The sequence below is a fragment of the Olleya sediminilitoris genome, assembly GCF_016785945.1.
GTDB classification, from domain to species: domain Bacteria; phylum Bacteroidota; class Bacteroidia; order Flavobacteriales; family Flavobacteriaceae; genus Olleya; species Olleya sediminilitoris.
Genome location: NZ_JAEMEF010000002.1, coordinates 233,178 through 258,523 on the forward strand (window position 1 = coordinate 233,178; position 25,346 = coordinate 258,523).

The following is a 25,346-nucleotide window of genomic DNA, read 5'->3' on the forward strand; positions in this document are numbered from 1 at the left end:
ACTTCAACATTAAATTATTTAAACATATCCATTCCTGGTATATTTGGCATACCTTCTTTAGTAATAGCAGCTAATTCAGTTTCATTAATCTCTGTTGCTTTGGCAATAGCCTTGTTTAGTGTTAATATTAAGTAATCTTCAAGTTGTTCTTTATCTTCTAATAAATCATCACTAATAGTAATAGATTTAATTTCTCTATTAGCAGTTAAGGTGACTTGTAATAAATTATCACTACTGTTTTGATCTACTAAAACAGTATTTAATCTCTTTTTTGTTTCCTCTACTTTTTGTTGGGTCTCTTTTAGTTTTCCCATCATACCCATTAAGTCTCCAAACATTTTATTTAATTTTAAGGTTTAAGCTACAAATTTATTAAATTGATAGTTTAAAATTCAAAAAAATTAAATATGAAAAAACAGTTTATGCTAATTATTATAAGTTTTACATTTGTGTTTTCCTGTAAAAACGATATTATAATGACTAAAACTAATGTAAATCCACCTATAGCTAAAAAGGTTGAAAAGCAATTGCAAATTCATAATGACACCAGAATTGATAATTATTATTGGTTAAATCAAAGAGAAGATCAAGAGGTTTTAGATTATTTAAATGCTGAAAACAATTACACTGAGTCAATTTTAAATCATACAGAGGGTTTTCAAAAATCATTATTTGATGAGATGAAAGCCAGAATTAAAGAAGATGACCAAAGCGTGCCCTATAAACAAAATGGGTATTGGTACATCACTAGATATGAGGAAGGTAAAGATTATCCAATTTATACCAGAAAAAAAGAAAGTCTTGCAGCAGATGAAGAAATTTTATTTGATTGTAATCTTATGGCTAAAGGACATAGCTATTTTAAACTAGGTGGTTTAACTATTAGTACAGACAATACTTTAGCAGCCTTTGCAGTAGACACTGTTAGTAGAAGGCAATATACTATCAAAATTAAAAATTTAGTTACAGGGGAAATTTATGATGATGTTATTGTAAATACAACAGGTGGAATGACTTGGGCTAATGACAATAAAACATTATTTTACAGTAAAAAAGATGAAGTTACTTTACGTTCTGATAAAATTTTCAAGCATAAATTAGGTACTGATGCATCAACAGACCAATTAGTTTTTCATGAAAAAGATGAAACTTACAATACTTATGTTTACAAAACTAAATCTAAAAAGTATATAATTATAGGAAGTTCAAGTACTTTGGCTACAGAATATCAAATACTTGAAGCAGATCAACCTGACAATGAATTTAAAGTTTTTAATTCTCGTGAAAAAGATTTAGAATATTCAATAGCTCATTTTGATGATAGCTTTTATATTATCACAAACAAAGATGGAGCAACTAACTTTAAGCTTCAAAAAACAAACGAAAGTAATACATCAAGTGATAATTGGACAGACGTATTACCACACAGAGAAGATGTTTTATTAGAAGATATCGAAATCTTTAAAGATTATTTAGTCGTAAACGAAAGACAAAATGGTTTAAACCAATTAAGAATTATTAGTTGGAATGGAGCAGAGGATTATTATTTAGATTTTGAAAGTGAAACTTATACAGCTCAATTAGGAAATAATCCTGACTTTGAAAGCGAAACTTTGAGGTATGGATTCAATTCGTTAACCAATCCAAGTTCTGTAATAGACTACAATTTTAAAACAAAAGAAAAAACAGTTAAAAAAGAACAAACCGTTTTAGACCCTAATTTTAATAAAGACAACTATCAATCTAAGCGTATTTGGGCAACAGCTAGAGATGGTGAGAAAATACCAATGTCTATTGTTTATAAAAAAGGAATGACACTTAATGGTCAAAACCCAGTTTTACAATATGCTTATGGATCTTATGGATCTACAATAGACCCTTATTTTTCATCTATTAGGCTAAGTTTACTGGATCGAGGTTTTATCTATGTCATTTCGCACATTAGAGGTAGTGAGTATTTAGGAAGACCTTGGTATGAAAACGGAAAACTGTTAACTAAAAAAAATACATTCACAGATTTTATTGATTGTTCAAAGTTTTTAATAGACAATAACTACACGTCACAAAAGCATTTATACGCAATGGGAGGAAGTGCAGGAGGATTATTAATGGGAGCAATTATTAATATGAATCCAGAACTTTATAATGGAGTAGTAGCTGCAGTACCTTTTGTAGATGTTGTAACCACAATGTTAGACGATTCAATACCATTAACAACTGGAGAATATGACGAATGGGGAAATCCAAATGATAAAACCTATTATGATTACATGAAATCTTATTCACCTTATGACAATGTTGCACAAAAGGAGTATCCAAACTTGTTAGTTACTACAGGATTACACGATTCTCAAGTTCAATATTGGGAACCAGCAAAATGGGTTGCTAAATTAAGAGAGTTAAAAACTGACTCAAATTTATTATTATTAAAAACAGACATGGAAGCAGGTCATGGTGGAGCTTCTGGTCGTTTTGAAGCCTTAAAAGAGGTCGCTTTAGAATACGCTTTTCTATTTGATTTGGAAGGAATAAATAAATAGTCAAAAAAAATCATTACTTTTGCATGGTTTGATTTTAAAAATCAAAAAAAATAAGTAGCTTTTAAATAGCATTTATGGAACAAAAAAAACAAGTTTTTGATAACGTATTAGATTTAATTGGTAATACGCCAATGATAAAACTAAAAAAAATGACATCAGGTTTTAAAGGTAATTACCTAGCAAAGGTAGAGGCTTTTAATCCAGGTCACTCTTCAAAAGATAGAATTGCACTTTATATTATAGAGCAAGCAGAAAAACAAGGTATCATCAAACCAGGTGACACTATAATTGAAACTACTTCTGGTAATACAGGATTTAGTATTGCAATGGTTAGTGTAATTAAAGGTTACGATTGTATTTTGGCTGTTAGTTCAAAATCATCTGCAGATAAAATTGACATGTTAAAAAACATGGGAGCAAAAGTTTATGTTTGTCCTGCAAATGTAAGTGCTGATGATCCTAGAAGTTATTATCAAGTTGCAAAACGTCTTCATGACGAGATTAAAGGGTCTGTTTATATAAACCAATATTTTAATCAGTTAAATATAGATGCACATTACCATTCTACAGGTCCTGAGATATGGAATCAAACAGAAGGTAAGATAACTCATCTTGTTGCTTGTAGTGGTACAGGAGGAACAATTTCTGGTACAGCAAAATATTTAAAGGAGCAAAATCCAAATATTAAAGTTATTGGTGTCGATGCTTATGGATCGGTATTAAAAAAATATCATGAAACAAGAGAGTTTGATGATAAAGAAATATACCCTTATCGTATTGAAGGATTAGGTAAAAACTTAATCCCAACAGCAACAGATTTTGATAGTATTGATGAATTTGTTAAAGTTACAGACGAAGAAAGTGCACATACCGCTAGAGAAATAGCTCAAACAGAAGGATTGTTTGTAGGTTATACTTCTGGAGCAGCAATGCAAGCACTTAAACAACTAAATGAATCAAATGAATTTAAGGATACAGATAACGTAGTTGTTATTTTTCCTGATCATGGTTCAAGATATATGAGTAAAGTATACAGTGACAAGTGGATGACTGAACAAGGTTTCTTTGACAGTAAAAATGAAGCTGCAGCACAAAGTATTCAATATATAAAGTAAACGTTACAAAACATAGAAAAAAGTTAATCTTATATTTATAGTAAGATTGACTTTTTTTATTAGAAATACATAGGTTATTTGTTATGCATGAATAATAAAATTGCCTAATTTTGTAACATCTAACTAAAATTTAATAGCTTAAGCTAATTATACCTAACTATGATAGCTTAAAAATCGCATTTTACATGAAAGATTTATTTGAAAAAATATACAAGGACAAAGGACCATTGGGTAAATGGGCTGCTCAAGCAGAAGGTTACTTTGTATTCCCAAAATTAGAAGGAGAAATTTCTAACCGTATGAAATTTCAAGGTAAGGAAGTTATCACATGGAGTATCAACGATTATTTAGGGTTAGCAAATCACCCAGAAGTACGTAAGGTAGATGCAGAAGCAGCTGCTGCTTATGGATCAGCATATCCAATGGGAGCACGTATGATGTCTGGTCACACAGAACTACACGAACAATTACAGAATGAGTTAGCAGAATTTGTTGATAAAGAAGCAGCTTATTTATTAAACTTTGGTTACCAAGGGATGGTGTCTACTGTAGACGCATTAGTTGGTAAAGATGATATAATTGTTTACGATGTTGATGCACATGCATGTATAATTGATGGTGTTAGATTACATCACGGAAAACGTTTTACTTACAAGCACAATGATATTGAAAGTTTAGAAAAAAACTTAGAGCGTGCTACTAAAATGGCTGAAACTACTGGAGGCGGAATCTTAGTGATTTCTGAAGGTGTTTTTGGAATGCGTGGTGAACAAGGTCGTTTAAAAGAAATTGTAGCTTTAAAACAAAAATATAACTTTAGATTATTTGTTGATGATGCTCATGGTTTTGGTACTTTAGGTAAAACAGGAGCAGGAGCAGGACAAGAGCAAGGTGTGCAAGATGATATTGATGTATATTTTGCAACATTTGCTAAATCTTTAGCTAGTACAGGAGCTTTTATTGCTGCTGATCAAGAAATTATTGATTATTTAAAATATAACTTACGTTCTCAAATGTTTGCTAAATCATTGCAAATGCAATTGGTTGTTGGAGCATTAAAGCGTTTAGATATGTTACGTACAATGCCTGAGTTAAAACAAAACTTATGGAAAATTGTAGATGCATTACAATCAGGTCTTAAAGATCGTGGATTTGATATTGGTACAACTCAAAGTTGTGTGACACCTGTTTACTTAAATGGAAGTATTCCAGAAGCTATGGCTTTAGTTAGAGATTTAAGAGAAAACTATGGTATTTTCTGTTCAATAGTTGTGTATCCAGTAATCCCTAAAGGATTAATATTATTAAGAATGATTCCTACTGCAACACATACATTACAGGATGTGTCAGAAACGTTAGATGCTTTTGAAGCAATTAGAGAGCGTTTAGTTAATGGTACTTATAAGCGTATGTCTGCTGCTTTAATTAAAGCAATGGGTGAATAATTATTACGTTTTTTACATATAAAAAAATCCGATTCAGTTTTGAATCGGATTTTTTAGTTTAGATAATTATTTGTTTTCTAAAATTATAATTGTTTTTTAAATGTACAACGTCTCATATATATTTCTGGACTAAAGTGTTTCCATATTTTTTTAATAGCTTCATTGTCTTCTAACTCTGGTGTGCGATAACACATTTTTATACCTCTTTCAGTAAATGTGTTATAATATTCATTAAATATTACTGCATGTACACCTTTATTTTGGTAATCAGGATGTACACCTATTAGGTAAAACATGACATCTTTACTTTCTTTTTTAGCTTTTAATAATTTTAAAAAACCTAAAGGAAAAAGTTTTCCATTTATTTGTTGTAAAGCTTCTGCAAAACCAGGCATAACTACTGCAAATGCAATTAATTTATCATCACTATCTACAACAAATTTTATGTATTCTGGATTTATAAAACTAATAAACTTCTTTTTAAAATATTCTTTTTGAATATCTGTGATAGCTACAAAAGAGGATAGTGAAGCATAAGTTTCGTTAAATAAATCAAACATCTTATCTGCATAAGGCATGACTTCTGATGTCTTTTTTAAATCTAAAGCTCTCAGTTTGTAACGTCGTTTTATTAATTCTTGTGCTTTATAGAAAAATTCAGGTTTAACATTTTCAAAAGGGAATCTGCTTTCTATATATTTTTTTTCAACAGTAAAGCCATGGGCTTCGTAGTGTTTGACATAATAACTATGATTGTACCATGTTACCATGTTACTTAAGTTGTTATAACCTTCGGTCATTACTCCAACTTTATCTAAGTTAGAAAAGCCAACAGGACCTTCACTATATACTAAATGATGTTTTTTACCAATGGTATAAACTTCATTTAAAAGCGCTTTACTAACTTCTAAATCGTCAATAAAATCAAACCAGCCAAAACGCATTTTTTTTAAGTCTTGATCTTTGACTTCTAACCAATTTATAATTGCAGCAATACGTCCTACAACTTTGTTAGCTTTATAGGCTAAAAATAATGTAGCTTCGGCATCATTAAATATTGGGTTTTTCTCTTTATCAAATGTGGCTAGTTCTTGACTAATAATAGGAGGTACCCAATATTTAGAATCCTTATATATTTGAAAAGGGAATTTAACAAACGTTTTATAGTCTGCTTTTGTTTCTACTTTTTTAATTGTAATCATATGGTAAAAAAGGCCTAGTTAGTTTTCGTCATCAAAATCAATCTCCTTAGTTTCTTTTTTACGTTTTCCAGAATCTGAAGGAGTGTCAGAATCATCACCTTTTTTCTTGTTTTTCTTATTACGGTTGGCTTTACGCTCGTATTCTTCTAAAACATTTGTACCATTATCTATGTCAGTATCTGGATCTTTATGAAAGTCTAAACGATAAGAAGCTCCAAAGTTAAAGCTAAATACAGAAGGTGTGTCTTTAGTATTAAATGTAACTGCAGTATCTAACTGAAAATCTTTATTCCATAAATACGCTCCACCAAATCTAAAAAGGTTATCAGCATAGTAGTCACTTTTAATACCTTCGGTCTCACCAAAAAGTACCCATTGTTGGTTGATGGCTTTTGTTAGTGTTAAGATGTATTGAAAATCCGAATAATCTGAACCTATCCTATCTTTAGCAAAATTCATTACTAAAACCCAACCGCTATTAAAATTGTGTTGTGTTGAAATCATCACTTTTGGCGAAAATCCACCTTCGTAATTAGGTCGTGTCAAAGGATTAGTATATGGCACGTATGAGTTGTTTTTTGCATCATAGTTGGCTCCAACATAAATAGAAACAGCCGGAATCAAGCTACTCCATCTAAATTTACGATTAGCATGATAACTAAAAATATTTGGTTTTTCTTCACCTAGTTTTTTGTAAGGATCATAAACTAAGTATTTAGCACCAAGTGTCAAATATCTAAAATTTGCGCGATCTGTTTCAATAGGAGAGTTTACAGATCTGTTGTCAGTAAATGTGTCATTTTGATACGTTCCTTCTATATTTAATTCTAGTTGTTCCCAAAGCAAACCATATCTGGCAGCAAAATCAATACCAAAACCAGAAGCTTCATTTTTTAAAGGTGTATGTTCTTCTTTAACAAGGTAAGGTCCAACTTCAAATTGAGCCACATTTTTACCAACAGAAAACGCACTTCTTGACACACCAGGTCTGTTAGAGTTAATAACTTCAGTGTATTGCGCAGTAGCAGTAAAACTTGCTAATAGCAATACATAAGTGAATACTATTTTTGGGTTAAGCATAAATATTTGTTTAAAGTCAAATATAAGATTTTATATTTTTTTTATGTATTTAAAACTTAATTTAAAACTGAAGAATTGTATTTTTGTTAAAGAAATGATTACTTATTAAATATTACAACATGGGTTTATTAAGAACCATCCTTATAATTATATTAATTTATTACGGTTTAAAAATCTTATCTCGTTTGTTTGCTCCTGCGCTTTTTAAATATGCAGCCAAAAAAGCAACACAACGTTTTGGTGGTGCTTTTAACCAGCAAAGACAAGAACCACTAAAAAAAGAAGGCGAAATTACCATAGATAAAATGCCTGAAAATAAATCTTCAAATAAAAATGTTGGTGAGTATGTAGATTACGAAGAAATTGAGTAATTTTCGACCTCACAGTTTTTAAAATCATTTATGCAATTCTCTTTTAAAAAAATCTTACCTCATTTTTTAATTTTGGTAGGGTTTATTATCTGCTCATTAGCTTATTTTAGTCCTGTTTTACAAGGAAAAGTCATTTACCAAAGTGATATTGTTCACTACACAGGAATGGCCAAACAACAAAAAGATTTTAAAGCCCAAACAGGTCAAGAAACCTATTGGACAAACAGTGCTTTTGGAGGTATGCCAACCTACCAATTAGGTGCAAAATATCCTCACAATTATATTAAAAAGTTAGATTTGTCTTTAAGGTTTTTACCTAGGCCAGCAGACTATTTATTCTTATATTTTTTAGGTTTTTATGTTTTACTCTTAGTTTTAAAAGTCGATTGGAAATTAGCAGCTCTTGGTGCTTTGGCATTTGGTTTTTCTACCTATCTTATAATAATATTAGGTGTTGGACATAATAGTAAAGCGCATGCTATAGCTTACATGCCTTTAGTTTTAAGTGGTATTCTTTTAACTTTTAGAGGTAAGTTTATAGCAGGGTTTTTATTAACTACTGTAGCTATGGGTCTCGAGTTGGTTGCTAACCATTATCAAATGACCTATTATTTGATGTTATTAGTTTTAGTATTAGGTGGCGCATATTTGGTTGACGCGTATCGTAAAAAAATGATACCTCATTTTTTTAAAGCTGTAGGTGTATTGTTAGTTGCTGTAATTTTAGCAATAGGTTTAAATGCTACTAATATATTAGCTACTCAGGAGTATGTTAAAGAAAGTACTCGTGGGCAAAGTGAGATTACCATTAATGCAGATGGTTCTAAAAAAGAAATCACAAACGGGTTAAGTAAAGATTACATTACAGAATACAGTTATGGTAAATTAGAAACCTTTAACTTGTTTGTGCCAAGATTTTTAGGAGGAGGAAGTGGAGAAGACGTCGGAAAAGATTCTGCAATGTATGATTATTTTGTATCTCAAGGTGTACCACCTGTTCAAGCTAGAGACTATGCTAACGGATTACCAACATATTGGGGAAGCCAAACCATCGTTGAAGCTCCAGCCTATATTGGTGCTGTTGTTATATTTTTATTTGTACTTGGTTTATTTTTAGTCAAAGGACGTTTAAAATGGTGGCTTGCTGGCGGAACGGTTTTGTCATTATTACTGTCATATGGTAAGAATTTAGAGTTTTTAACTAACTTTTTTATAGATTTTGTACCGCTTTATAATAAGTTTAGAGCAGTCAGTTCTATTCAGGTTATTATGGAATTGTGTATTCCTGTTTTAGCTGTTTTTGCATTAGTTAGACTATTTAATGATGTTGTAAAAACCGAAGAAAAATTAAAAGCTTTAAAATATACCGTTTATACAACAGCAGGTTTAGCAGTTTTGTTTTTAGTAGCAAAATTTGCAGGACTTATAAGTTTTGTTGGAGGATCTGATGGACAAATAAGAGCCAGTTACGGTCAAGCCTTTTTGGATGCTTTAAAAGAAGACAGAGCAAGCTTTTTTACTAATGATACTCTCAGGACTTTAGTTTTTGTTTTATTAGCAGCAGCAGTTATTTATTTCTTTTTAAATAAAAAAATAAACGAAACTAAAGTTGTAGTAATTATGGCTTTATTAATTGTTATAGATCTTGTTGGTGTTGATAGACGTTATGTTAACAACGAAGATTTTGTATCTAAACTAAAAATGGAACGTCCATATCAAGCTAATGGAGCAGATTTAGAAATCCTTAAAGATAAAGACAACTTCCGTGTGTTTGATATTACTTCAGGAGGAGCAAAAGCTAGTTATTTCCATAATGCATTAGGTGGTTATCATGCTGCAAAACCAAAACGATATCAGGATTTATACGAGTTTTATATTTCTAAAAATAATATAAACGTGTTAAGTATGCTTAATGCAAAATATATTATCGGTCAAGCCGAAAACAACCAGCCATTTCCGTATGTTAATAATGATGCTAATGGTAATGCTTGGTTTGTGCAAAACATGAAAGAAGTTGCTAGTCCTACTGATGAAATATTAGCATTAGATACATTAAAAAGTAAGGAAACAGCCATTTATTCAAGAGAGCAAATTAAAAGTATTAACTTACCTAAGACATTTAAAACGGACTCTTTAACATCAATTAAAGTAGCGAGTTATAAACCAAACTATATAAAATATCAATCTGATAATACAAACAATGGTTTTGCTGTGTTTTCAGAAATGTACTATGGTAATGGATGGAATGCTTATATCGACGGTCAAGCTAAACCACATTTTAAAGTTAATTATGCTTTAAGAGGTATGGAAGTACCAAAAGGTAATCATACTATTGAGTTTAAGTTTGAGCCAAAGGTGGTTGAAACAGGAAGTACTATTGCATTAGCAAGTTCATTAATATTTGGACTGCTTGTATTTGGTGGTTTATTTTTAGGATTTAAAAGTTTTCGTAAAAAGGAAACTGCTTAATCATACTTGGCTTAATTTCCGCGAAAGCGTTATATCATGGATAAAAAAAAGGTACTTATAATTACATATTATTGGCCACCAGCAGGAGGACCAGGAGTACAGCGTTGGTTAAAATTTGTAAAGTATTTACCAGAGTTTAATATTGAGCCAATTGTGTATTGTCCTTCTAATGCTAATTACCCTATTTTAGACCAGTCTTTACAGTCAGAAGTTGATCCAAGTATAACTATTTTACAACAGCCCATTAAAGAGCCTTATAAACTTGCACAATTGTTTTCTAAAAAAAGTAAAACAATTAGTAAAGGGATTATTGCCGAAAAAAATAAACAAAGCTTAATCGAGCGTTTGATGTTATTTGTTAGAGGTAATTTTTTTATACCTGATGCTAGAAAAAATTGGGTTAAGCCTTCAGTAAATTATTTATCTACTTACATTTTAGATTTTAATATTGATACAATTATTACTAGTGGTCCTCCACATAGTTTGCATTTAATTGGTATACAATTACAGCAAAAATTAGGTGTTAAATGGATAGCAGATTTTAGAGATCCGTGGACAAGTATAGGTTACCATAAACAATTAAAACTGACTAAAACATCTGCTAAAAAACATAAAAATTTAGAGTATAAAGTGCTTAATAGTGCCAACCAAATTATTGTAACTAGTCCTAGTACTAAAACGGAGTTTGAACAGATAACTAATCAGTCAATTTCTGTCATAACTAATGGTTATGACAAAGAAGAAGTTGTTGTAAATCAGTTAGATAAAAAGTTTACTTTATCGCATATTGGGTCTTTGTTATCCAAACGAAACCCTCAAGTTTTATGGAAAGTACTCCAAGATTTAAAACAGGAAGATCAAGATTTTGCAAATCAGTTTCAGTTAAATTTAGTAGGTTCAGTTGGTGAAGAAATACTTCAATCTATCGCTAAATTTGATTTAACTAATAGTTTAAATAATGTTGGTTATTTAACTCATATTGAAGCAATTGAGTATCAAAAAAAATCCCAATTATTATTATTGATTGAAATAGATAGTGAAGATACAAAAGCAATCATACCAGGAAAAATATTTGAATACATGGTTGCTAATAGACCAATTATTGCAATTGGTCCAAAAGGTGCAGATGTGGCTTCGATTATTAAAGACACAAACACTGGAGTATTTTTTAATTATCAAGAATATGAAGCTTTAAAACAAACCATAAAAAATCATTTTGAAGCTTATAAAAATAATAATTTGTCGACCAATCCTGTTGGATTACAACGTTACTCAAGACGACAATTAACCAAAAAATTAGCAAGCTTAATTAACCCTTGCTAACTTAGTTTTTAATCCACCACTACCTTATGGGAATCGTTGTTAATCAATCTATCAAAAATACTGTAATTACATACATTGGATTTGGTGTTGGAGCTATTAATGTCATTTTTTTATATACTCAATTTTTAAGTGAAGCTTACTTTGGATTAATAACTTTTATATTATCTACAGCTAATATTTTAATGCCTTTAATGGCTTTTGGTGTACATAATACTATTGTTAAATTTTATTCTTCCTTTAAGACTAGACAATCTCAAAATAGCTTTTTAACCTTAATGTTAGTGTTGCCTTTAGCAGTAGTAATTCCTGCAGGAATTGTAACACATTTTGGTTATGATTATATCGCAAATTGGTTATCTAAAAAAAATAGTATAATCAAAGATTACACATGGTTAATATATGTTTGCGCAGTTATGTTTGCTTATTTTGAAGTGTTTTATGCTTGGAGTAGAGTGCAAATGCAAAGTGTTTTTGGAAACTTTATGAAAGAGGTGTTTCATAGAGTATGCATTATGGTTTTATTGTTGCTATTGCATTATAAATACCTATCTGTAGATCAATTAATATACAGTATTGTTTTGGTTTATATTTTAAGAACTTTAATAATGAAATTGTATGCGTTTAGCTTGAGACTTCCTGTTTTAAAGTTAGTTAAGATTCCAAATTTAAAATCGGTTTTAAAATATTCTGCTTTAATAATTATTGCAGGCTCTGTAGCAAACATAGTTTTAGAAATTGATAAGTTTATGCTTGGTCAGTTTGAAGCTATTACTAATGTAGCGTATTATGGTGTAGCTATTTATATTGCAGCTGTTATTGGTGTGCCTTCAAGAGCTATGCATTTAATAACGCATCCAATTACTGCTAAGTTGTTAAACGATAAGGATAAGATTGGTCTAAATACTTTGTATCAAAAAAGCTCTATTAACTTGTTTATAATTAGTGGGTTTATTTTTTTATGTATTATCATAAATATTAATCAACTGTATTTATTAATTCCTGATAATTATAGTGAAGGCTTTATGGTGGTTTTAATAATAGGATTAGCTAAACTGTCAGATAGTTTAACAGGAAATAACAACGCTATACTTTTTAATAGTGACTATTATAGAATGGTTTTGGTTTTTGGAGTGATGTTAGCAATTTTGACGGTATTATTAAATTATATGTTTATTCCGTCGTTTGGATTAAACGGAGCAGCTTACGCAAGCGGTATTACTATTGTTTTATATAACATGGTTAAACTGCTGTTCGTTTACAGTAAGTTTAAGATTCAACCCTTTACAATTTCAACTTTAAAAACTTTAGTTTTAATAGTTGTTTTTGGTGTAGCACTTTATTTTTGGGAGTTTAGTTTTAATCCAATACTTAACATTGTTTTAAAAACTATAATTTTAATAATCGCTTATGGAGTTTCTGTGTATAAATTTAATTTATCCGAAGATATTTCTGTTATAGTAAAACGTTTTATCCCATAAAAAAAAATCCTATTTAAATTGTTTGATTAACAATCTATAATAGGATTTTTTGACTATTCAAATGTGTCTATTTCTATCTTCTAGATCTTGTGCTTCTTGATTTGCTTGAAGATTTACTTCTAGAGTTTGTACTTCTTGTAGTAGATTTGGCTCTACTAGTATTTCTAGTGCTTTTTGTTTTAACAGCACTTCTTGTTCTTGGCTTAGCAACAGATGTTTTTGTTCTAGTTCTAGGTATACTTGTTCTAGTGTTATTAGTTCTAGGTTTAGAGGTTACCGTTTTATTTGTTCTAGTTCTTGGTGTACTAGTCGTAGCTCTATTGTTTCTAGTTCTAGGAGTAGAAGTTGCAGTTTGGTTACCTCTAGTTCTTGTGGAAACAGTTTGGTTTCTTCTTGTTCTAGGTGTTGAAACAGCATTGTTTCTTGATCTAGTTGTACTTGTTGCTCTTGGAGTTCTTCCATTTGTTCTAGAGGCTAAAGCTCTGTTTCTAGAGATAGTGTTTCCTCTTCTGTTAGCAACAGCTGTTCTACGTCTGCTATTGTTTAAATATGGTCTATCATATCTGTATCTAACAGGTCTGTAATGTTGTCTATACGGTGTTGTATATAATACTCTGTAATGTACAGTAGGTAAGATATAGTAGTTGTGCCATGGTCTATAAACATAGGCTCTGTTGTAAATGTTTATAAATCCAGTACAATGTGAGTATCTGTTATAACGGTTATAATGAACATATAGTCCTCCAACACGTGTTACATAGCCTCTGTTGTTATAGTTTATGTATACATTTCCAACTTGAGTAACACGACCGTAATAATCATAATAAACAGGTGTGTTTTCTACTTGTATAACAGCTCCATATTCGTCATACTGTACATAAGCACCATAATCATAACCAGTGTTAAAGCTAATACTAATGTTTCTAGTATTGATGTTTACATTAACTTTAGGACCATAATTAGGCATATAAAAGTCAAACTGACCATCTGCATAAACCGAAAACTCGATACCTGCTTCTTGAAATATAAATTGATTACCATATCCTCTTACATAAGAGTTGTTAATAATACCATTATCTACTGTGTTGTTAGTGTCTGCATTAACAGTAAATCCGCTAAGGAATAAAGCTGATAATAAAAGGAATAAATGTTTCATAACTAATTGTTTTAAGATTGAACAATTAACTAATTACAAGCATCGTGCCAAAAACAAAAATGTAACAATATCAAGGGTTTATGAAGGTTGTTGCTTTTTAAAACAACAAAAACCCATAACGCTTGTTTATGGGTTTTTTATATTTAAAATGTAAAAAGGGTATTATCTTTTTCTAGTTTCTGTTACAATCTTTTTTTGTTCTTGTCTATAATAATAGTTGTCATTGTTATTTTGGTTATACTCATAATGACCATTATTAGTTTGGTTAACAATAGGAGTGGAGTTATGGTTATTATTATATCTGTTTATTTGACCTATAGTTCTTACCAATTGACCAAATCTGTTATATTGTAAACGCATACCACCAATTTGACTAACAAAACCTTGACGGTTATAACTTACATAAACCGATCCTAATCTTTTAATTTGCCCGCTTCTGTTATAATTTAAAAACACATTACCAACACGTCTAACTTTACCATCTCTATCATGTGTAATGATAACACCATTGTCTCTTGGGTTAAAATATTGTGTTCCAGGTGCACCATAAGTAGTATTTAAAGCACGTCTTTTATTAGTGCTTTGTCTATAATAATTGTCACCTTGAGTTTGTGATAACTGTGTGTTAAAATCAAAAGTTCCGTCATTAAATAATAAAAACTCAACACCACGTTCAATAAAAGTAATAGGTTGTGTGTAATAATTTCTGTTTTGTACTAAATCTTCACCTTGCGATGCAGACTTAGTTTCTGCTGTAACGGTTGTTAATCCCATTAACAAACCTGTAAATAATAGTACTAATTTTTTCATAGTAAAAAGGATTTAGATTTTGCCTACTTATCAAGCGTTTCGGCATTCGCTATATTGACTAGTTAGTTTCAATAGCTGTGCCAAACTTGTTAAGTGTTGATTTCACTATGCTTTTCAGCTTATTTTTAAAGTGTTTTTTATTCGGTTAAACCGAAATTAAAGCGCATGATAAATACGCTTGCCAGCTAATTTGAAATTTACTAACAAAAATTTTAAGACTGTTTCAAACCGAAACATTGTTTCAAGATCTATAACTTCTCTTTTAAGTACTGGGCAGTTAAACTGGCTTTTTCTTTAACAACGTCTTCTGGAGTACCAAAAGCAACTAAATGACCACCATTTTCACCTCCTTCAGGACCTAAATCAATAATATGATCGGCACATTTTATTAAATCTAAATTATGCTCAACCACAATAATTGAATGTCCTTTAGCAATTAAAGCATAAAACGATTTTAATAACTTTTGAATATCATGAAAATGTAAACCAGTCGTTGGTTCGTCAAAAATAAATAAGGCTTTATCTTTAGTGTTTCCTTTACCTAAAAAGGTTGCTAATTTTATACGTTGTGCTTCTCCACCAGATAAGGTTGAACTACTTTGCCCTAAAGCAACATAACCTAGACCAACATCTTGTAATGGTTGAAGCTTGTTTTTTATTTTAGTTACTCCGTTTTTATCAAAAAAGGCAATAGCATCATCGATAGTCATATTTAATATATCGTCAATGTTTTTATCGGCAAAGGTGACTTCTAAAACTTCTTTTTTAAAGCGCTTGCCTTTACAAGTTTCGCATTCTAAATGGACATCAGCCATAAATTGCATTTCAATAGTTACAACACCTTCACCTTTACAGGTTTCGCAACGTCCACCATCCACATTAAAACTAAAATGTTTAGCAGCATAATTGCGTATTTGACTTAATTTTTGCTTGCTATAAAGCGCTCTAATATCATCATAAGCTTTGACATAAGTAACAGGATTAGATCTTGAGGATCTACCAATTGGATTTTGGTCAATAAACTCGATATTTTTAATATTAACAAAGTTACCTTGAAGTTCAGAGAACTGTCCAGCTTTATCGCTAACACCTGTTAAATGTTTTTGAATAGCAGGATATAATATTTTTTTAACCAATGTACTTTTTCCACTTCCGGATACACCAGTAATTACAGTTAGCATCTCTAAAGGAAAGGATACGTCAATATTCTTCAAGTTATTTTCTCTTGCTCCAATAACATCAATACTATATTTACTAGTACGTCTGGTTTTAGGGACTTCAATTTGAAGGGATTCGTTTAAATACTGTGCAGTTAAAGATTTAGATTTTAAAATATCTTTAAATGTACCGACTGCGACAACCTCACCACCTAATGTACCTGCTTCTGGACCAATATCTATAATTTGATCGGCTTCTTTCATGATGTCTTCATCATGCTCTACCACAATTACAGTATTACCTAAATCTCGTAATTGTTTTAATACTAGTATTAAACGTTCGGTATCTTTTGGATGTAAACCAATGCTAGGTTCGTCTAGAATATACATGGATCCAACCAAGCTACTACCTAAAGAGGTGGCTAGATTAATACGTTGACTTTCACCACCAGATAAGGTATTTGACTTTCGGTTTAAGGTTAAATAATTTAAACCTACATTATGTAAAAATTTTAGTCTGTTTTTAATTTCGACTAATAATCGTTCTGCAATTTTAGTATCGTATTCATTTAATTTTAAGTTCTCAAAAAATACGGATAACTTGTTTAAAGGAAGTTCGACTAAATCTGTAAGTGTTTTATCTCCAATTTTTATAAAATTAGATTCTGGTCTTAAGCGTTTACCATGACATACTTTACACTGTGTTTTACCTCTGTAACGCGATAACATTACTCGGTTTTGAATTTTATAAGCTTTGCTTTCTAACTCTGCAAAAAAGCTATTAAGACCTTCAAAGTGTTTATTACCATTCCAAATAAGATTTTTATGAGCTTCGGTTAATTCAAAATAAGGTTTATGTACAGGAAAATTAAATTTATGAGAATTGTTAACCAGTTGGTCTTTGTACCAACTCATACTGTCTCCACGCCAAGGATAAATAGCGTTTTCGTAAATTGATAAGGCAGTGTTTGGTATGACTAATTCTTCATCAATACCAATAACATCACCATATCCTTCACATTTTGGACAAGCTCCATAAGGATTATTAAAGCTAAATAAATGAACATTTGGTTCTAAAAACTGAAGTCCATCTAATTCAAATTTATTACTAAAATGACGTAAGGTTTGATCTGCTAAGGTTTCGATATAGCAATTGCCTTTACCTTCAAAAAACGCAGTTTGTATAGCATCAGCTAAACGGTTGTAAAAGTCATCATCATCTTTAGTTACAATCCTATCAACAACTAAAAATACGCCTTCTGTAGAGGTTAAATCTTTAGCATCATCAATACGTACAACTTTATCTTTGACTTTTAGTCTTGCATACCCTTGAGCATTTAAAGCTTTTAGTTTGTCTTGTAATTCTCGACCTTCTTCTAAAAATAAAGGTGCTAACAATAAAAGTTTTTGATTTAACTCTAAAGTTTTTATGTGATTTATAACATCTGTTACAGTATCTTTTTTTACTTCCTGACCAGAAATAGGAGAGTAGGTACGTCCAACTCTAGCAAATAATAGTTTTAAATAGTCGTAAATTTCGGTGGTTGTACCAACGGTTGATCTTGGGTTGGTGCTATTTACTTTTTGCTCGATTGCAATTGCAGGAGCAATACCTTTAATATAATCTACTTTTGGCTTGTTTAATCTACCTAAAAATTGTCTAGCATAACTGCTTAAGCTTTCTACGTAACGTCGTTGACCTTCAGCATACAATGTGTCAAACGCTAAGCTGGATTTTCCAGAACCCGATAATCCAGTTATGACCACTAATTTACGACGTGGTATAACAACATCTATATTTTTAAGGTTGTGCAATTTTGCACCTTTAATAATAATATTTTCTTTTGGATTTACTTCAGAAAGTATAGTGCTCATAGTTATTTTAGCCTGTAAGAATGCAAAGATAACATAAGTTACGCACCTTTTAAAACAGATTATTGTGCAATAGAATGTTAAAAGTTTAATTTATTTTTGTTTTTTCGGAATGATTGTTGTTATATTTGAACCGTGTAAAACCCGAATAAAACTTTTAGCCTATACTATAACATTACTTTTTAATTTATAACCCCCAACCAGAACACTTTTTTGGTGCCTAAAAGTAATGATTATGCGAAAAGACACAATTACAGATGCTATTCTTGTTAGTAACTATATTAAAGGAGAGGAATCTGCTTTAGAAGTTCTAATCACAAAACACAAACAACGTATTTATAGTTTTATTTACTCAAAAGTCTACGACAGAGATGTTGCTGAAGACGTATTTCAGGATACCTTTATAAAGGTTATCCGAACTTTAAAACGAGGAAAATATAACGAAGAAGGTAAGTTTTTACCATGGGTTATGCGTATTGCACATAACTTGGTGATTGATCATTTTAGAAAAAATAGTAGAATGCCTAAATTTGATAACTCAGGCGAGTTTAATATTTTTTCAGTCATTAGTGATAATGCATTAAATGCAGAAAAAGTGATTATTAAAGAGCAAGTTGAAGCTGATGTAAGACGTTTAGTTGATGAGTTACCAGAAGATCAAAAAGAAGTTTTAATGATGCGAATGTATAATGATATGAGTTTTAAAGAAATATCAGAACGTACAGGAGTTAGTATTAATACTGCATTAGGACGTATGCGATATGCTTTAATAAATATGCGTAAGGTTATTGATAAGCATAATATTGTTTTGACCAACTAAAGGTGCAATAAAGTTATTTTTTTGTCGTTATCTTTTAAGAACAAAACTAAAGATATATGGCAAAAATTTACTCTGAAGAATCTAATACCCCAAAAAAGCAGGATTTTAAATTAAATCCTAAAATTGAAACGATTAGTTTTATTTTAAATTACTCCAAGGCTTTAAGTGTTATAAATTATAAAAATTTGAAGTTTGAAGCACTTCAAAACTAAATTTTAAAAACGTCCTGAAAATAGCTTCAGGACGTTTTTTTATAGTAATCATTGCAATTTAAGGCTGTTAATAGGTGTATTAATACAGCATTATTTTTTTGCATATTCTTTTAAAACAGATGCACGACCTATAGTTTTTGTTATAATATCTTTATCCAAATCCCAACCTCTTGCTGGCGAATATTCGCGACCATACCATATAATTTGAAGATGTAAATCATTCCATAGTTCTCTAGGAAATAATCGTTTAGCATCTTTTTCGGTTTGTTGTACGCTTTTTCCATTAGTTAAATTCCAACGATACATCAATCTATGTATATGTGTGTCCACAGGAAAAGCAGGTACACCAAAAGCTTGACTCATAACTACGCTAGCGGTTTTATGACCTACAGCAGGAAAAGTTTCTAAAGCTTCAAAAGATTCTGGTACAACTCCGTTATAATCTTCGACTAACATTTTAGATAAGCCATAAATACCTTTACTTTTCATTGGAGATAAACCACAAGGTCTGATAATGTCTTTAATTTCATCAACACTCATTTTAATCATATCATAAGGATTATCTGCTTTTGCAAACAGTAATGGTGTGATTTGGTTTACCCTAACATCTGTACACTGAGCAGATAATAATACAGCTACTAGCAAAGTATAAGGGTCTTTATGGTCCAATGGAATAGGTATTTCTGGATATAACTTTTTTAACGTATTTATAACAAATTCTACCTTTTCTTGCTTAGTCATTAGTTGTATTTTTGAATGAAACCAAAATTACAACTATGAACACATTAAAACAAGGTGATAAAGTACCTAATTTTACAGTAAATGATCAGGATGGAAACCCTATATCTTTATCTGATTATAAAGGAAAAAAACTAGTGGTTTTCTTTTACCCAAAAGCGAGTACACCTGGTTGTACTGCTGAAGCTTGTAATTTAACAGATAATTACACTGCTTTACAAGACAAAGGTTATGAAATTTTAGGTGTTAGTGCAGACTCTGAAAAAAGACAAACTAATTTTAGAAATAAATACAGTTTTCCGTTTCCATTATTAGCCGATGAAGACAAAGAAGTTATTAATGCTTTTGGTGTTTGGGGTTTAAAAAAGTTTATGGGTAAGGAATATGATGGTATCCATAGAAAAACATTTTTAGTAGATGAAAATGGAGTAGTAGCACATGTTATTGACAAAGTAAAAACTAAAGATCATGCAGCGCAAATACTTGAACTGTAACCTTATAAAATAGACACAAAATTAAAAAGCGACCATTGGTCGCTTTTTTTATTTATAATAGTGGAATAGACTAATCTTCGGTTTCTTCCATTGTGTGATAGACGTTTTGTACATCATCATCTTCTTCTAACTTTTCTAATAATTTTTCTACGTCAGCAGCTTGTTCTGGAGTTAATCCTTTTGTGACTTGTGGTATGCGCTCAAAACCTGAAGATAATATTTCTATTTCACGACTTTCTAATTCTGCTTGAATAGCTCCAAAGCTTTCAAAAGGTGCGTAGATTAAAATTCCGTCATCATCAGCAAAAACTTCTTCTGCTCCAAAATCTATAAATTCTAATTCTAATTCTTCTGGATCTAAACCTTCTGCATTCACTCTAAAGTTACAAGTGTGGTCAAACATAAAAACTACAGATCCTGACGTCCCTAAGCTACCATCACATTTATTAAAATAACTACGTACGTTGGCTACTGTTCTTGTATTATTGTCTGTTGCAGTCTCAACTAAAACAGCAATACCATGAGGAGCATAACCTTCAAAAATAACTTCTTTATAATCGCCTTGTCCTTTTTCGCTAGCTTTTTTAATGGCACGTTGCACATTATCTTTAGGCATGTTTACTGCTTTGGCATTTTGTATAACTGCACGTAAACGCGAGTTACTAGCTGGATCTGGTCCACCTTCTTTTACAGCCATTACAATATCTTTACCAATACGTGTAAAGGCCTTACTCATAGCAGACCAACGTTTCATTTTACGTGCTTTTCTAAATTCGAAAGCTCTTCCCATGTTATATATGTTTTTAAATTTCCGCTACAGCGGAAACTAAATAGTTAAATTTTTAATAGTTACAAATTTAAAAAAACTTTAATTTTTTGATGCAGTCGGTTTGAATAATTTTAAAATTGATTACTTATTGACTGATTTTAATTAAATCCTTTAAAATATTATAGCTTTCTGCAATATAAACATCTTTAGATAATTGTAAAATGACGTCTTGATTTAAACGATTGTCATCTGGATTTTTATCTAATAATTGTTGTGTAGGTTTTGTGTTGTTAACAGTTATTAACGCTTGGTTAGTTTGCTCTTGGAAAACTTGATTGTATAATGCAGTTTTGTTGTTTTGATTTTTTAAAACATCATCTATTGTAAGTGTATATTTTTTACCTTTATTATAAATACTTTGTTTTAGTTTTATGTTACTATTGGCTATATTAGTAAATGTAGAGTCAGACTTTAAGCGTTGTTTGTGATTGTTAATAACATAATTATAATCAAGTTTAGCTAATGGATTATGTTTTAAGGTTGGCGTTACACTATGATTTTTTAGCGCATAACTATAGTATTGCTCTTGACTATTTAGATTGTCATAGATAGATGGTAATTTAATATCTGGTATTACACCTATGGATTGGTGGCTTTGTCCTGTTACGCGATAAAAGGTTTCTACGGTAATTTTGCAAAACCCTAAGTTTTTTTCAATATCAAGCGGAAGTATACCTTGTGCACTAGATTTACCGTGAGTTGTAGATCCAACAATTAAAGCGCGATTATAATCTTGCATTGCAGATGCAAAAAACTCTGACGCAGAAGCGCTATAAGAATTAACTAGTACAGCTATTGGTTTATTAAAAAATGTGCCACGTTTAACGTCTCTAATGGTGTAAGTTTCTTTTTGATTGGTTTCAATAATTGTGACAGGTCCACGATCTATAAGCATACCTATTAACTCGATTGCTTCTTGCATAGATCCACCACCATTAAAACGCAAATCTATAAGTAAACCTTGAATTTGCTGTTTTTGTAGTTTGTATAATTCTTTTGCAAAATCAGAGGATACACCACGACCATTTAATGATTCGTCATTAGTATAAAAACTTGGTATTTTTATATATCCTAAATCTTGATCAGAACCAATTAAATAACCTCTAATAGCATTGTCTTCGACTTTAATTTTAGTTTTAGTAATGCTTATTGTTTGTATGGTTCCGTTTTTCTTTTTTATAGTAAAAGCAATAGTTTTATGACCTTCTTTATTACTAAATGCTTTTATGGCGTCATTAGACACGCACAAAGTATTGAAGGTTGTTCCGTTTGCAGTTAAGGATATAATGATGTCGTCCACTTCAAAGTTTCCGTTAATAAAAGCAGCACTTCCTGGAGTAATTTGTGCTATTGTGATTTGTCCTTCTTTATTTTTTTCGGTAGTAATACCAAAAGACAATTGGTTGCTTGATAGCTCTCCTTCATATATTAACTTTTCGGTTGGATTAAAAAATACAGAATGCGGATCATGATATTGTAAAAAGGCATTTATAAATGCGTCTTTTACATATCTATCTAAACCACCACTATTAGTAGTAAATTCTTCTAAGACACAGAGTTGGTTTTTTACAATGTCTAATCTAGATTTAACTTCTAAGGTCTCAAAATTGTCTTTTATATATTGAATATCATGATTAGTATTTAATACGTCTTTTAGAACTTTTAGAGCAACAACTTTTTCAATATTTAAAGCTAAAGCATCTAAGTTTTTAGCATAGGTATACTCTTTTTCAGGTAAGTATTGCATTATTAAACCTCCAGAATAATCCGGTGTTTGGGTGTTTAATGACTCTAGGATTGTTTTTGTGTTTTTTATACGTTGTGCTAATACCGTTTTAAAAGAATCAATAAATAAACAATTGTCAGTATTTAAATACTCGTCAAATTGTAATTGTTGGGTTTTAAATTGTGCGATGTCTGATTGTAAAAAAAAATCTTTATCATTATCTAAATTAGTGATAAATAAATCGAATACAGCTTGTGATAGGCTGTCATTAATAGCTTTAGGTTGGTAATGTTTGTCTGCCACTAATTGTTTTACAGCGACTAATTGCTGACAAAAAATAGAGTCGTTTTGAGCTAAAGAGACATTAAAAAATAAGGTAATAAGTAGGAGTAAGGGTTTATACATTTAGGGCATTTATTGTTTTAGTCTTCTTCCTCTTCAACAATATGCTCTATTGCTAACGCTAATTTAAAATCTTTATCAGTAACACTTCCAGCATCATGTGTTGTTAATGTTATTTTTAAGACATTATACTCGTTGGTCCATTCTGGATGATGGTTTAATGCTTCGCACTCAAAAGCAATACGACTCATGGCACTAAAACAATCTTTAAAGTTTTCGAATTCAAATTCTGCATGAATCGCATTATCATAATATTCCCATTCAGGAAGCCTAAGTAAACGTTGTTCAATTTCTAATTTGGTAAGTGCTGTCATAAATTTTTTATTTAAAAATAAGAAATTTATACTTCTAAATCTGTTAAAATATCTTGACTTACTAATTGTAAATGGTCTGGAAGTTTATTTTTACTTGATAATACAGCAAGATAACGGTCGTTATTGGTTGTAAATACTTGCTTAAAGATAGGTTTGTTGACTCCAAGCGAATTTAAAATTTCTTTAAAAAAATCGTCATGATGCACTAAATCTTCACTTCCTAAGTGAAAAATTCCAGATTTATTCTGATTAATGATATAGTGTATTTGTTGGGTGACTTTACTATCAGTAGTCACATTCATTATTAAATTAGGAAAGACCTCAATGGGTTGTTTTTCTTTTAAAAAAAACTTTATTTCTTCTACTCTAGGTGAGTAGGCGCCAAATACCATTGGTAGTCTAATTATAGCATAATGTTGTTTTGGAAGACGCAACAACATGTTTTCTATTTTAATTTTAAAATGACCATACATACTATGACTTAAGGTTTTGTCGTCTTCATAGCTTGGAAACTTGCTGTAAGCGTCAAATACATTTGCTGAAGACAAGAATATAAGTTTACTATCGTTGGCAACTAGATATTCGGTAATATGATGATGAGCTATAATTTGAGCCGAAAAGTTACCACGTAAGGCCGAAATAATTATGGTAGGTTTTACTATATCAAGGATTTCAAAAATATCGTCTTCTTCTATATTATATTGAAAATAATGCTGGTTTTTACTAAACGCATAATTGTCCACAAAATAGGTTCCGTAGGTGTTAAAGTAGCCACAAAGCTCTTTATACAAAGCTTGTCCTAAAAAGCCACTAGCACCTAAAATTAGTATACGATGTTTGTTATTTATCCCTTTCATTATAAAATATAACGTTTAGAAAATGGATAAATTGGTTTGGGTAGTAAATTGCTCTAAAGCTTGCATGCCAATTAATGAGTTTCCTTTGGCATTTAAACCAGGAGCCCAAGTCGTTATAACATATTGATTAGGTAATAAGGCAACAATACCACCACCAACACCACTTTTACCAGGTAAACCAACCTCAAAAGCAAACTCACCAGACTCGTCATAAAAGCCACAAGTTAGCATGATTGCATTAATACGTTTGGCTTGACTGCTTGAAATGTGTTGTTTGTTATTAACACAACGTCCTTTATTAGCAAAGACATAAAAGGCTTTAGCAACCTGAGAACAAGTCATCTCTAAAGCACACTGATGAAAATAAAAATCCATAACAACATCTACATCGTTATTAAGATTACCAAAAGACTTTAATAAATTAGCAGCAGCTAGATTGTTAAAACCTGTTTCTTTTTCTGAAGCTGCAACTTTTAAATTATAGTCAATAGATTGGTCGTTAGCAATAGCTCTAACATACTGTAAAAACTCTTGTTTTGGGTTTTTAAACTGACTACATAATATGTCTGCAATTACAATTGCACCAGCATTTATTAACGGATTTCTAGGAATACCGTTTTCTAGTTCTAATAAAGATAAATGGTTAAAGGGGTTTCCAGACGGTTCTACATCTACACGTTTCCAAATGTCATTATTTTCAAAAGCTATTGCTTTGGACAAGGATAATACTTTGGAAATACTTTGTATAGAAAAAGGCACTTCGGCATCACCAACACTGAAATTTTCACCATTCATGTGTTGTATAAAAATACCAAACTGATTAACATCTTGTTTGGATAACTCTGGAATATAAGAAGCAACAACACCCTTAACGACATTGTCTTTTAAGTTGTTATGGATGTTGTTTATAATTGTATTAAAATCTTGCATATAGTA

The 25,346-nt window shown here is 30.8% G+C and carries 22 protein-coding genes; 10 read left to right on the plus strand and 12 right to left on the minus strand.

The features are described from left to right. Positions 1-14: 14 nt before the first annotated feature. A complete protein-coding gene (locus JAO71_RS03445; RefSeq protein ID WP_202998859.1) occupies positions 15-338 on the minus strand; it encodes a YbaB/EbfC family nucleoid-associated protein in 324 nt (107 codons plus the stop codon). 69 nt (positions 339-407) lie between these two features. Between JAO71_RS03445 and JAO71_RS03450 the strand changes: the two genes are divergently transcribed. The 3 genes from JAO71_RS03450 to JAO71_RS03460 all read left to right on the plus strand — a co-directional run bounded on the left by JAO71_RS03450 (position 408) and on the right by JAO71_RS03460 (position 5,100). Beyond that, positions 408-2,540 carry a S9 family peptidase gene (locus tag JAO71_RS03450; RefSeq protein WP_202998861.1) on the plus strand — a complete coding sequence of 711 codons (2,133 nt, stop codon included), beginning with the start codon at positions 408-410 and terminating at the stop codon, positions 2,538-2,540. A 74-nt stretch (positions 2,541-2,614) separates the two neighbouring features. After that, complete coding sequence (locus tag JAO71_RS03455) at positions 2,615-3,655, plus strand: PLP-dependent cysteine synthase family protein (protein WP_028290851.1); 1,041 nt, start codon at positions 2,615-2,617, stop codon at positions 3,653-3,655. A 185-nt stretch (positions 3,656-3,840) separates the two neighbouring features. Then, positions 3,841-5,100, plus strand: a complete 1,260-nt coding sequence (locus tag JAO71_RS03460) for an aminotransferase class I/II-fold pyridoxal phosphate-dependent enzyme (RefSeq protein WP_028606198.1) — start codon at positions 3,841-3,843, stop codon at positions 5,098-5,100. 83 nt (positions 5,101-5,183) lie between these two features. Here JAO71_RS03460 and JAO71_RS03465 read toward each other — a convergent pair whose 3' ends face one another. Beyond that, a complete protein-coding gene (locus JAO71_RS03465; protein WP_202998862.1) occupies positions 5,184-6,302 on the minus strand; it encodes a GTP cyclohydrolase in 1,119 nt (372 codons plus the stop codon). A gap of 18 nt (positions 6,303-6,320) precedes the next feature. Continuing rightward, positions 6,321-7,382, minus strand: coding sequence for a transporter (locus JAO71_RS03470; RefSeq protein WP_202998864.1), 1,062 nt, complete (start codon positions 7,380-7,382; stop codon positions 6,321-6,323). A gap of 119 nt (positions 7,383-7,501) precedes the next feature. Here JAO71_RS03470 and JAO71_RS03475 point away from each other — a divergent pair, with 119 nt between their 5' ends. The 4 genes from JAO71_RS03475 to JAO71_RS03490 are packed head-to-tail and all read left to right on the plus strand — an operon-like array spanning position 7,502 to position 13,023. After that, positions 7,502-7,753 (plus strand): DUF4834 family protein, encoded by a 252-nt coding sequence (locus JAO71_RS03475; RefSeq protein WP_028290847.1) that lies wholly within the window; start codon positions 7,502-7,504, stop codon positions 7,751-7,753. Positions 7,754-7,783: 30 nt separating this feature from the next. Next, entirely contained in the window at positions 7,784-10,222 is a 2,439-nt protein-coding gene (locus JAO71_RS03480; RefSeq protein WP_202998866.1) for a YfhO family protein, read from the plus strand. 36 nt (positions 10,223-10,258) lie between these two features. After that, positions 10,259-11,545 carry a glycosyltransferase family 4 protein gene (locus JAO71_RS03485; RefSeq protein WP_202998868.1) on the plus strand — a complete coding sequence of 429 codons (1,287 nt, stop codon included), beginning with the start codon at positions 10,259-10,261 and terminating at the stop codon, positions 11,543-11,545. A 26-nt stretch (positions 11,546-11,571) separates the two neighbouring features. Continuing rightward, complete coding sequence (locus JAO71_RS03490) at positions 11,572-13,023, plus strand: oligosaccharide flippase family protein (protein WP_116822862.1); 1,452 nt, start codon at positions 11,572-11,574, stop codon at positions 13,021-13,023. 73 nt (positions 13,024-13,096) lie between these two features. Here JAO71_RS03490 and JAO71_RS03495 read toward each other — a convergent pair whose 3' ends face one another. From JAO71_RS03495 to uvrA, 3 genes are all read right to left on the minus strand, one after another. Further along, entirely contained in the window at positions 13,097-14,179 is a 1,083-nt protein-coding gene (locus tag JAO71_RS03495; protein ID WP_202998870.1) for a hypothetical protein, read from the minus strand. A gap of 162 nt (positions 14,180-14,341) precedes the next feature. Further along, positions 14,342-14,989: a hypothetical protein gene (locus JAO71_RS03500; protein WP_202998872.1), complete on the minus strand. Its 648-nt coding sequence runs from the start codon at positions 14,987-14,989 to the stop codon at positions 14,342-14,344. A 248-nt stretch (positions 14,990-15,237) separates the two neighbouring features. Then, positions 15,238-18,021 carry an excinuclease ABC subunit UvrA gene (gene uvrA, locus JAO71_RS03505; RefSeq protein ID WP_202998882.1) on the minus strand — a complete coding sequence of 928 codons (2,784 nt, stop codon included), beginning with the start codon at positions 18,019-18,021 and terminating at the stop codon, positions 15,238-15,240. 232 nt (positions 18,022-18,253) lie between these two features. On the opposite strand from uvrA, the gene JAO71_RS03510 reads away from it, so the two are divergent. Next, positions 18,254-18,838: an RNA polymerase sigma factor gene (locus tag JAO71_RS03510; protein WP_054851116.1), complete on the plus strand. Its 585-nt coding sequence runs from the start codon at positions 18,254-18,256 to the stop codon at positions 18,836-18,838. A 56-nt stretch (positions 18,839-18,894) separates the two neighbouring features. Next, positions 18,895-19,050, plus strand: coding sequence for a hypothetical protein (locus JAO71_RS03515; RefSeq protein WP_162874833.1), 156 nt, complete (start codon positions 18,895-18,897; stop codon positions 19,048-19,050). Positions 19,051-19,140: 90 nt separating this feature from the next. Here JAO71_RS03515 and JAO71_RS03520 read toward each other — a convergent pair whose 3' ends face one another. Beyond that, a complete protein-coding gene (locus JAO71_RS03520; RefSeq protein ID WP_054851115.1) occupies positions 19,141-19,791 on the minus strand; it encodes an endonuclease III domain-containing protein in 651 nt (216 codons plus the stop codon). A 35-nt stretch (positions 19,792-19,826) separates the two neighbouring features. Between JAO71_RS03520 and bcp the strand changes: the two genes are divergently transcribed. Beyond that, positions 19,827-20,282, plus strand: coding sequence for a thioredoxin-dependent thiol peroxidase (gene bcp, locus JAO71_RS03525; protein WP_028290838.1), 456 nt, complete (start codon positions 19,827-19,829; stop codon positions 20,280-20,282). A 70-nt stretch (positions 20,283-20,352) separates the two neighbouring features. Here bcp and JAO71_RS03530 read toward each other — a convergent pair whose 3' ends face one another. From JAO71_RS03530 to JAO71_RS03550, 5 genes are all read right to left on the minus strand, one after another. Further along, positions 20,353-21,072, minus strand: coding sequence for a YebC/PmpR family DNA-binding transcriptional regulator (locus tag JAO71_RS03530; RefSeq protein WP_028290837.1), 720 nt, complete (start codon positions 21,070-21,072; stop codon positions 20,353-20,355). Positions 21,073-21,196: 124 nt separating this feature from the next. Further along, positions 21,197-23,242, minus strand: a complete 2,046-nt coding sequence (locus tag JAO71_RS03535) for a carboxy terminal-processing peptidase (RefSeq protein ID WP_116822858.1) — start codon at positions 23,240-23,242, stop codon at positions 21,197-21,199. A 17-nt stretch (positions 23,243-23,259) separates the two neighbouring features. Then, on the minus strand, positions 23,260-23,553 hold the full coding sequence (locus tag JAO71_RS03540) for a 4a-hydroxytetrahydrobiopterin dehydratase (RefSeq protein WP_028290835.1): 294 nt from the start codon (positions 23,551-23,553) through the stop codon (positions 23,260-23,262). 26 nt (positions 23,554-23,579) lie between these two features. Beyond that, positions 23,580-24,410, minus strand: coding sequence for a sugar nucleotide-binding protein (locus JAO71_RS03545; protein WP_028290834.1), 831 nt, complete (start codon positions 24,408-24,410; stop codon positions 23,580-23,582). Between the two features lie 15 nt (positions 24,411-24,425). Beyond that, a complete protein-coding gene (locus JAO71_RS03550; protein WP_028290833.1) occupies positions 24,426-25,340 on the minus strand; it encodes a glutaminase in 915 nt (304 codons plus the stop codon). Positions 25,341-25,346: the final 6 nt, after the last annotated feature.

Excerpts from the sequence above, each read along its gene's own strand:
- JAO71_RS03445 (WP_202998859.1), bottom strand. The coding sequence starts at position 338 with ATGTTTGGAGACTTAATGGGTATGATGGGAAAACTAAAAGAGACCCAA.
- JAO71_RS03450 (WP_202998861.1), top strand. The coding sequence starts at position 408 with ATGAAAAAACAGTTTATGCTAATTATTATAAGTTTTACATTTGTGTTT.
- JAO71_RS03455 (WP_028290851.1), top strand. The coding sequence starts at position 2,615 with ATGGAACAAAAAAAACAAGTTTTTGATAACGTATTAGATTTAATTGGT.
- JAO71_RS03460 (WP_028606198.1), top strand. The coding sequence starts at position 3,841 with ATGAAAGATTTATTTGAAAAAATATACAAGGACAAAGGACCATTGGGT.
- JAO71_RS03465 (WP_202998862.1), bottom strand. The coding sequence starts at position 6,302 with ATGATTACAATTAAAAAAGTAGAAACAAAAGCAGACTATAAAACGTTT.
- JAO71_RS03470 (WP_202998864.1), bottom strand. The coding sequence starts at position 7,382 with ATGCTTAACCCAAAAATAGTATTCACTTATGTATTGCTATTAGCAAGT.
- JAO71_RS03475 (WP_028290847.1), top strand. The coding sequence starts at position 7,502 with ATGGGTTTATTAAGAACCATCCTTATAATTATATTAATTTATTACGGT.
- JAO71_RS03480 (WP_202998866.1), top strand. The coding sequence starts at position 7,784 with ATGCAATTCTCTTTTAAAAAAATCTTACCTCATTTTTTAATTTTGGTA.
- JAO71_RS03485 (WP_202998868.1), top strand. The coding sequence starts at position 10,259 with ATGGATAAAAAAAAGGTACTTATAATTACATATTATTGGCCACCAGCA.
- JAO71_RS03490 (WP_116822862.1), top strand. The coding sequence starts at position 11,572 with ATGGGAATCGTTGTTAATCAATCTATCAAAAATACTGTAATTACATAC.
- JAO71_RS03495 (WP_202998870.1), bottom strand. The coding sequence starts at position 14,179 with ATGAAACATTTATTCCTTTTATTATCAGCTTTATTCCTTAGCGGATTT.
- JAO71_RS03500 (WP_202998872.1), bottom strand. The coding sequence starts at position 14,989 with ATGAAAAAATTAGTACTATTATTTACAGGTTTGTTAATGGGATTAACA.
- uvrA (WP_202998882.1), bottom strand. The coding sequence starts at position 18,021 with ATGAGCACTATACTTTCTGAAGTAAATCCAAAAGAAAATATTATTATT.
- JAO71_RS03510 (WP_054851116.1), top strand. The coding sequence starts at position 18,254 with ATGCGAAAAGACACAATTACAGATGCTATTCTTGTTAGTAACTATATT.
- JAO71_RS03515 (WP_162874833.1), top strand. The coding sequence starts at position 18,895 with ATGGCAAAAATTTACTCTGAAGAATCTAATACCCCAAAAAAGCAGGAT.
- JAO71_RS03520 (WP_054851115.1), bottom strand. The coding sequence starts at position 19,791 with ATGACTAAGCAAGAAAAGGTAGAATTTGTTATAAATACGTTAAAAAAG.
- bcp (WP_028290838.1), top strand. The coding sequence starts at position 19,827 with ATGAACACATTAAAACAAGGTGATAAAGTACCTAATTTTACAGTAAAT.
- JAO71_RS03530 (WP_028290837.1), bottom strand. The coding sequence starts at position 21,072 with ATGGGAAGAGCTTTCGAATTTAGAAAAGCACGTAAAATGAAACGTTGG.
- JAO71_RS03535 (WP_116822858.1), bottom strand. The coding sequence starts at position 23,242 with ATGTATAAACCCTTACTCCTACTTATTACCTTATTTTTTAATGTCTCT.
- JAO71_RS03540 (WP_028290835.1), bottom strand. The coding sequence starts at position 23,553 with ATGACAGCACTTACCAAATTAGAAATTGAACAACGTTTACTTAGGCTT.
- JAO71_RS03545 (WP_028290834.1), bottom strand. The coding sequence starts at position 24,410 with ATGAAAGGGATAAATAACAAACATCGTATACTAATTTTAGGTGCTAGT.
- JAO71_RS03550 (WP_028290833.1), bottom strand. The coding sequence starts at position 25,340 with ATGCAAGATTTTAATACAATTATAAACAACATCCATAACAACTTAAAA.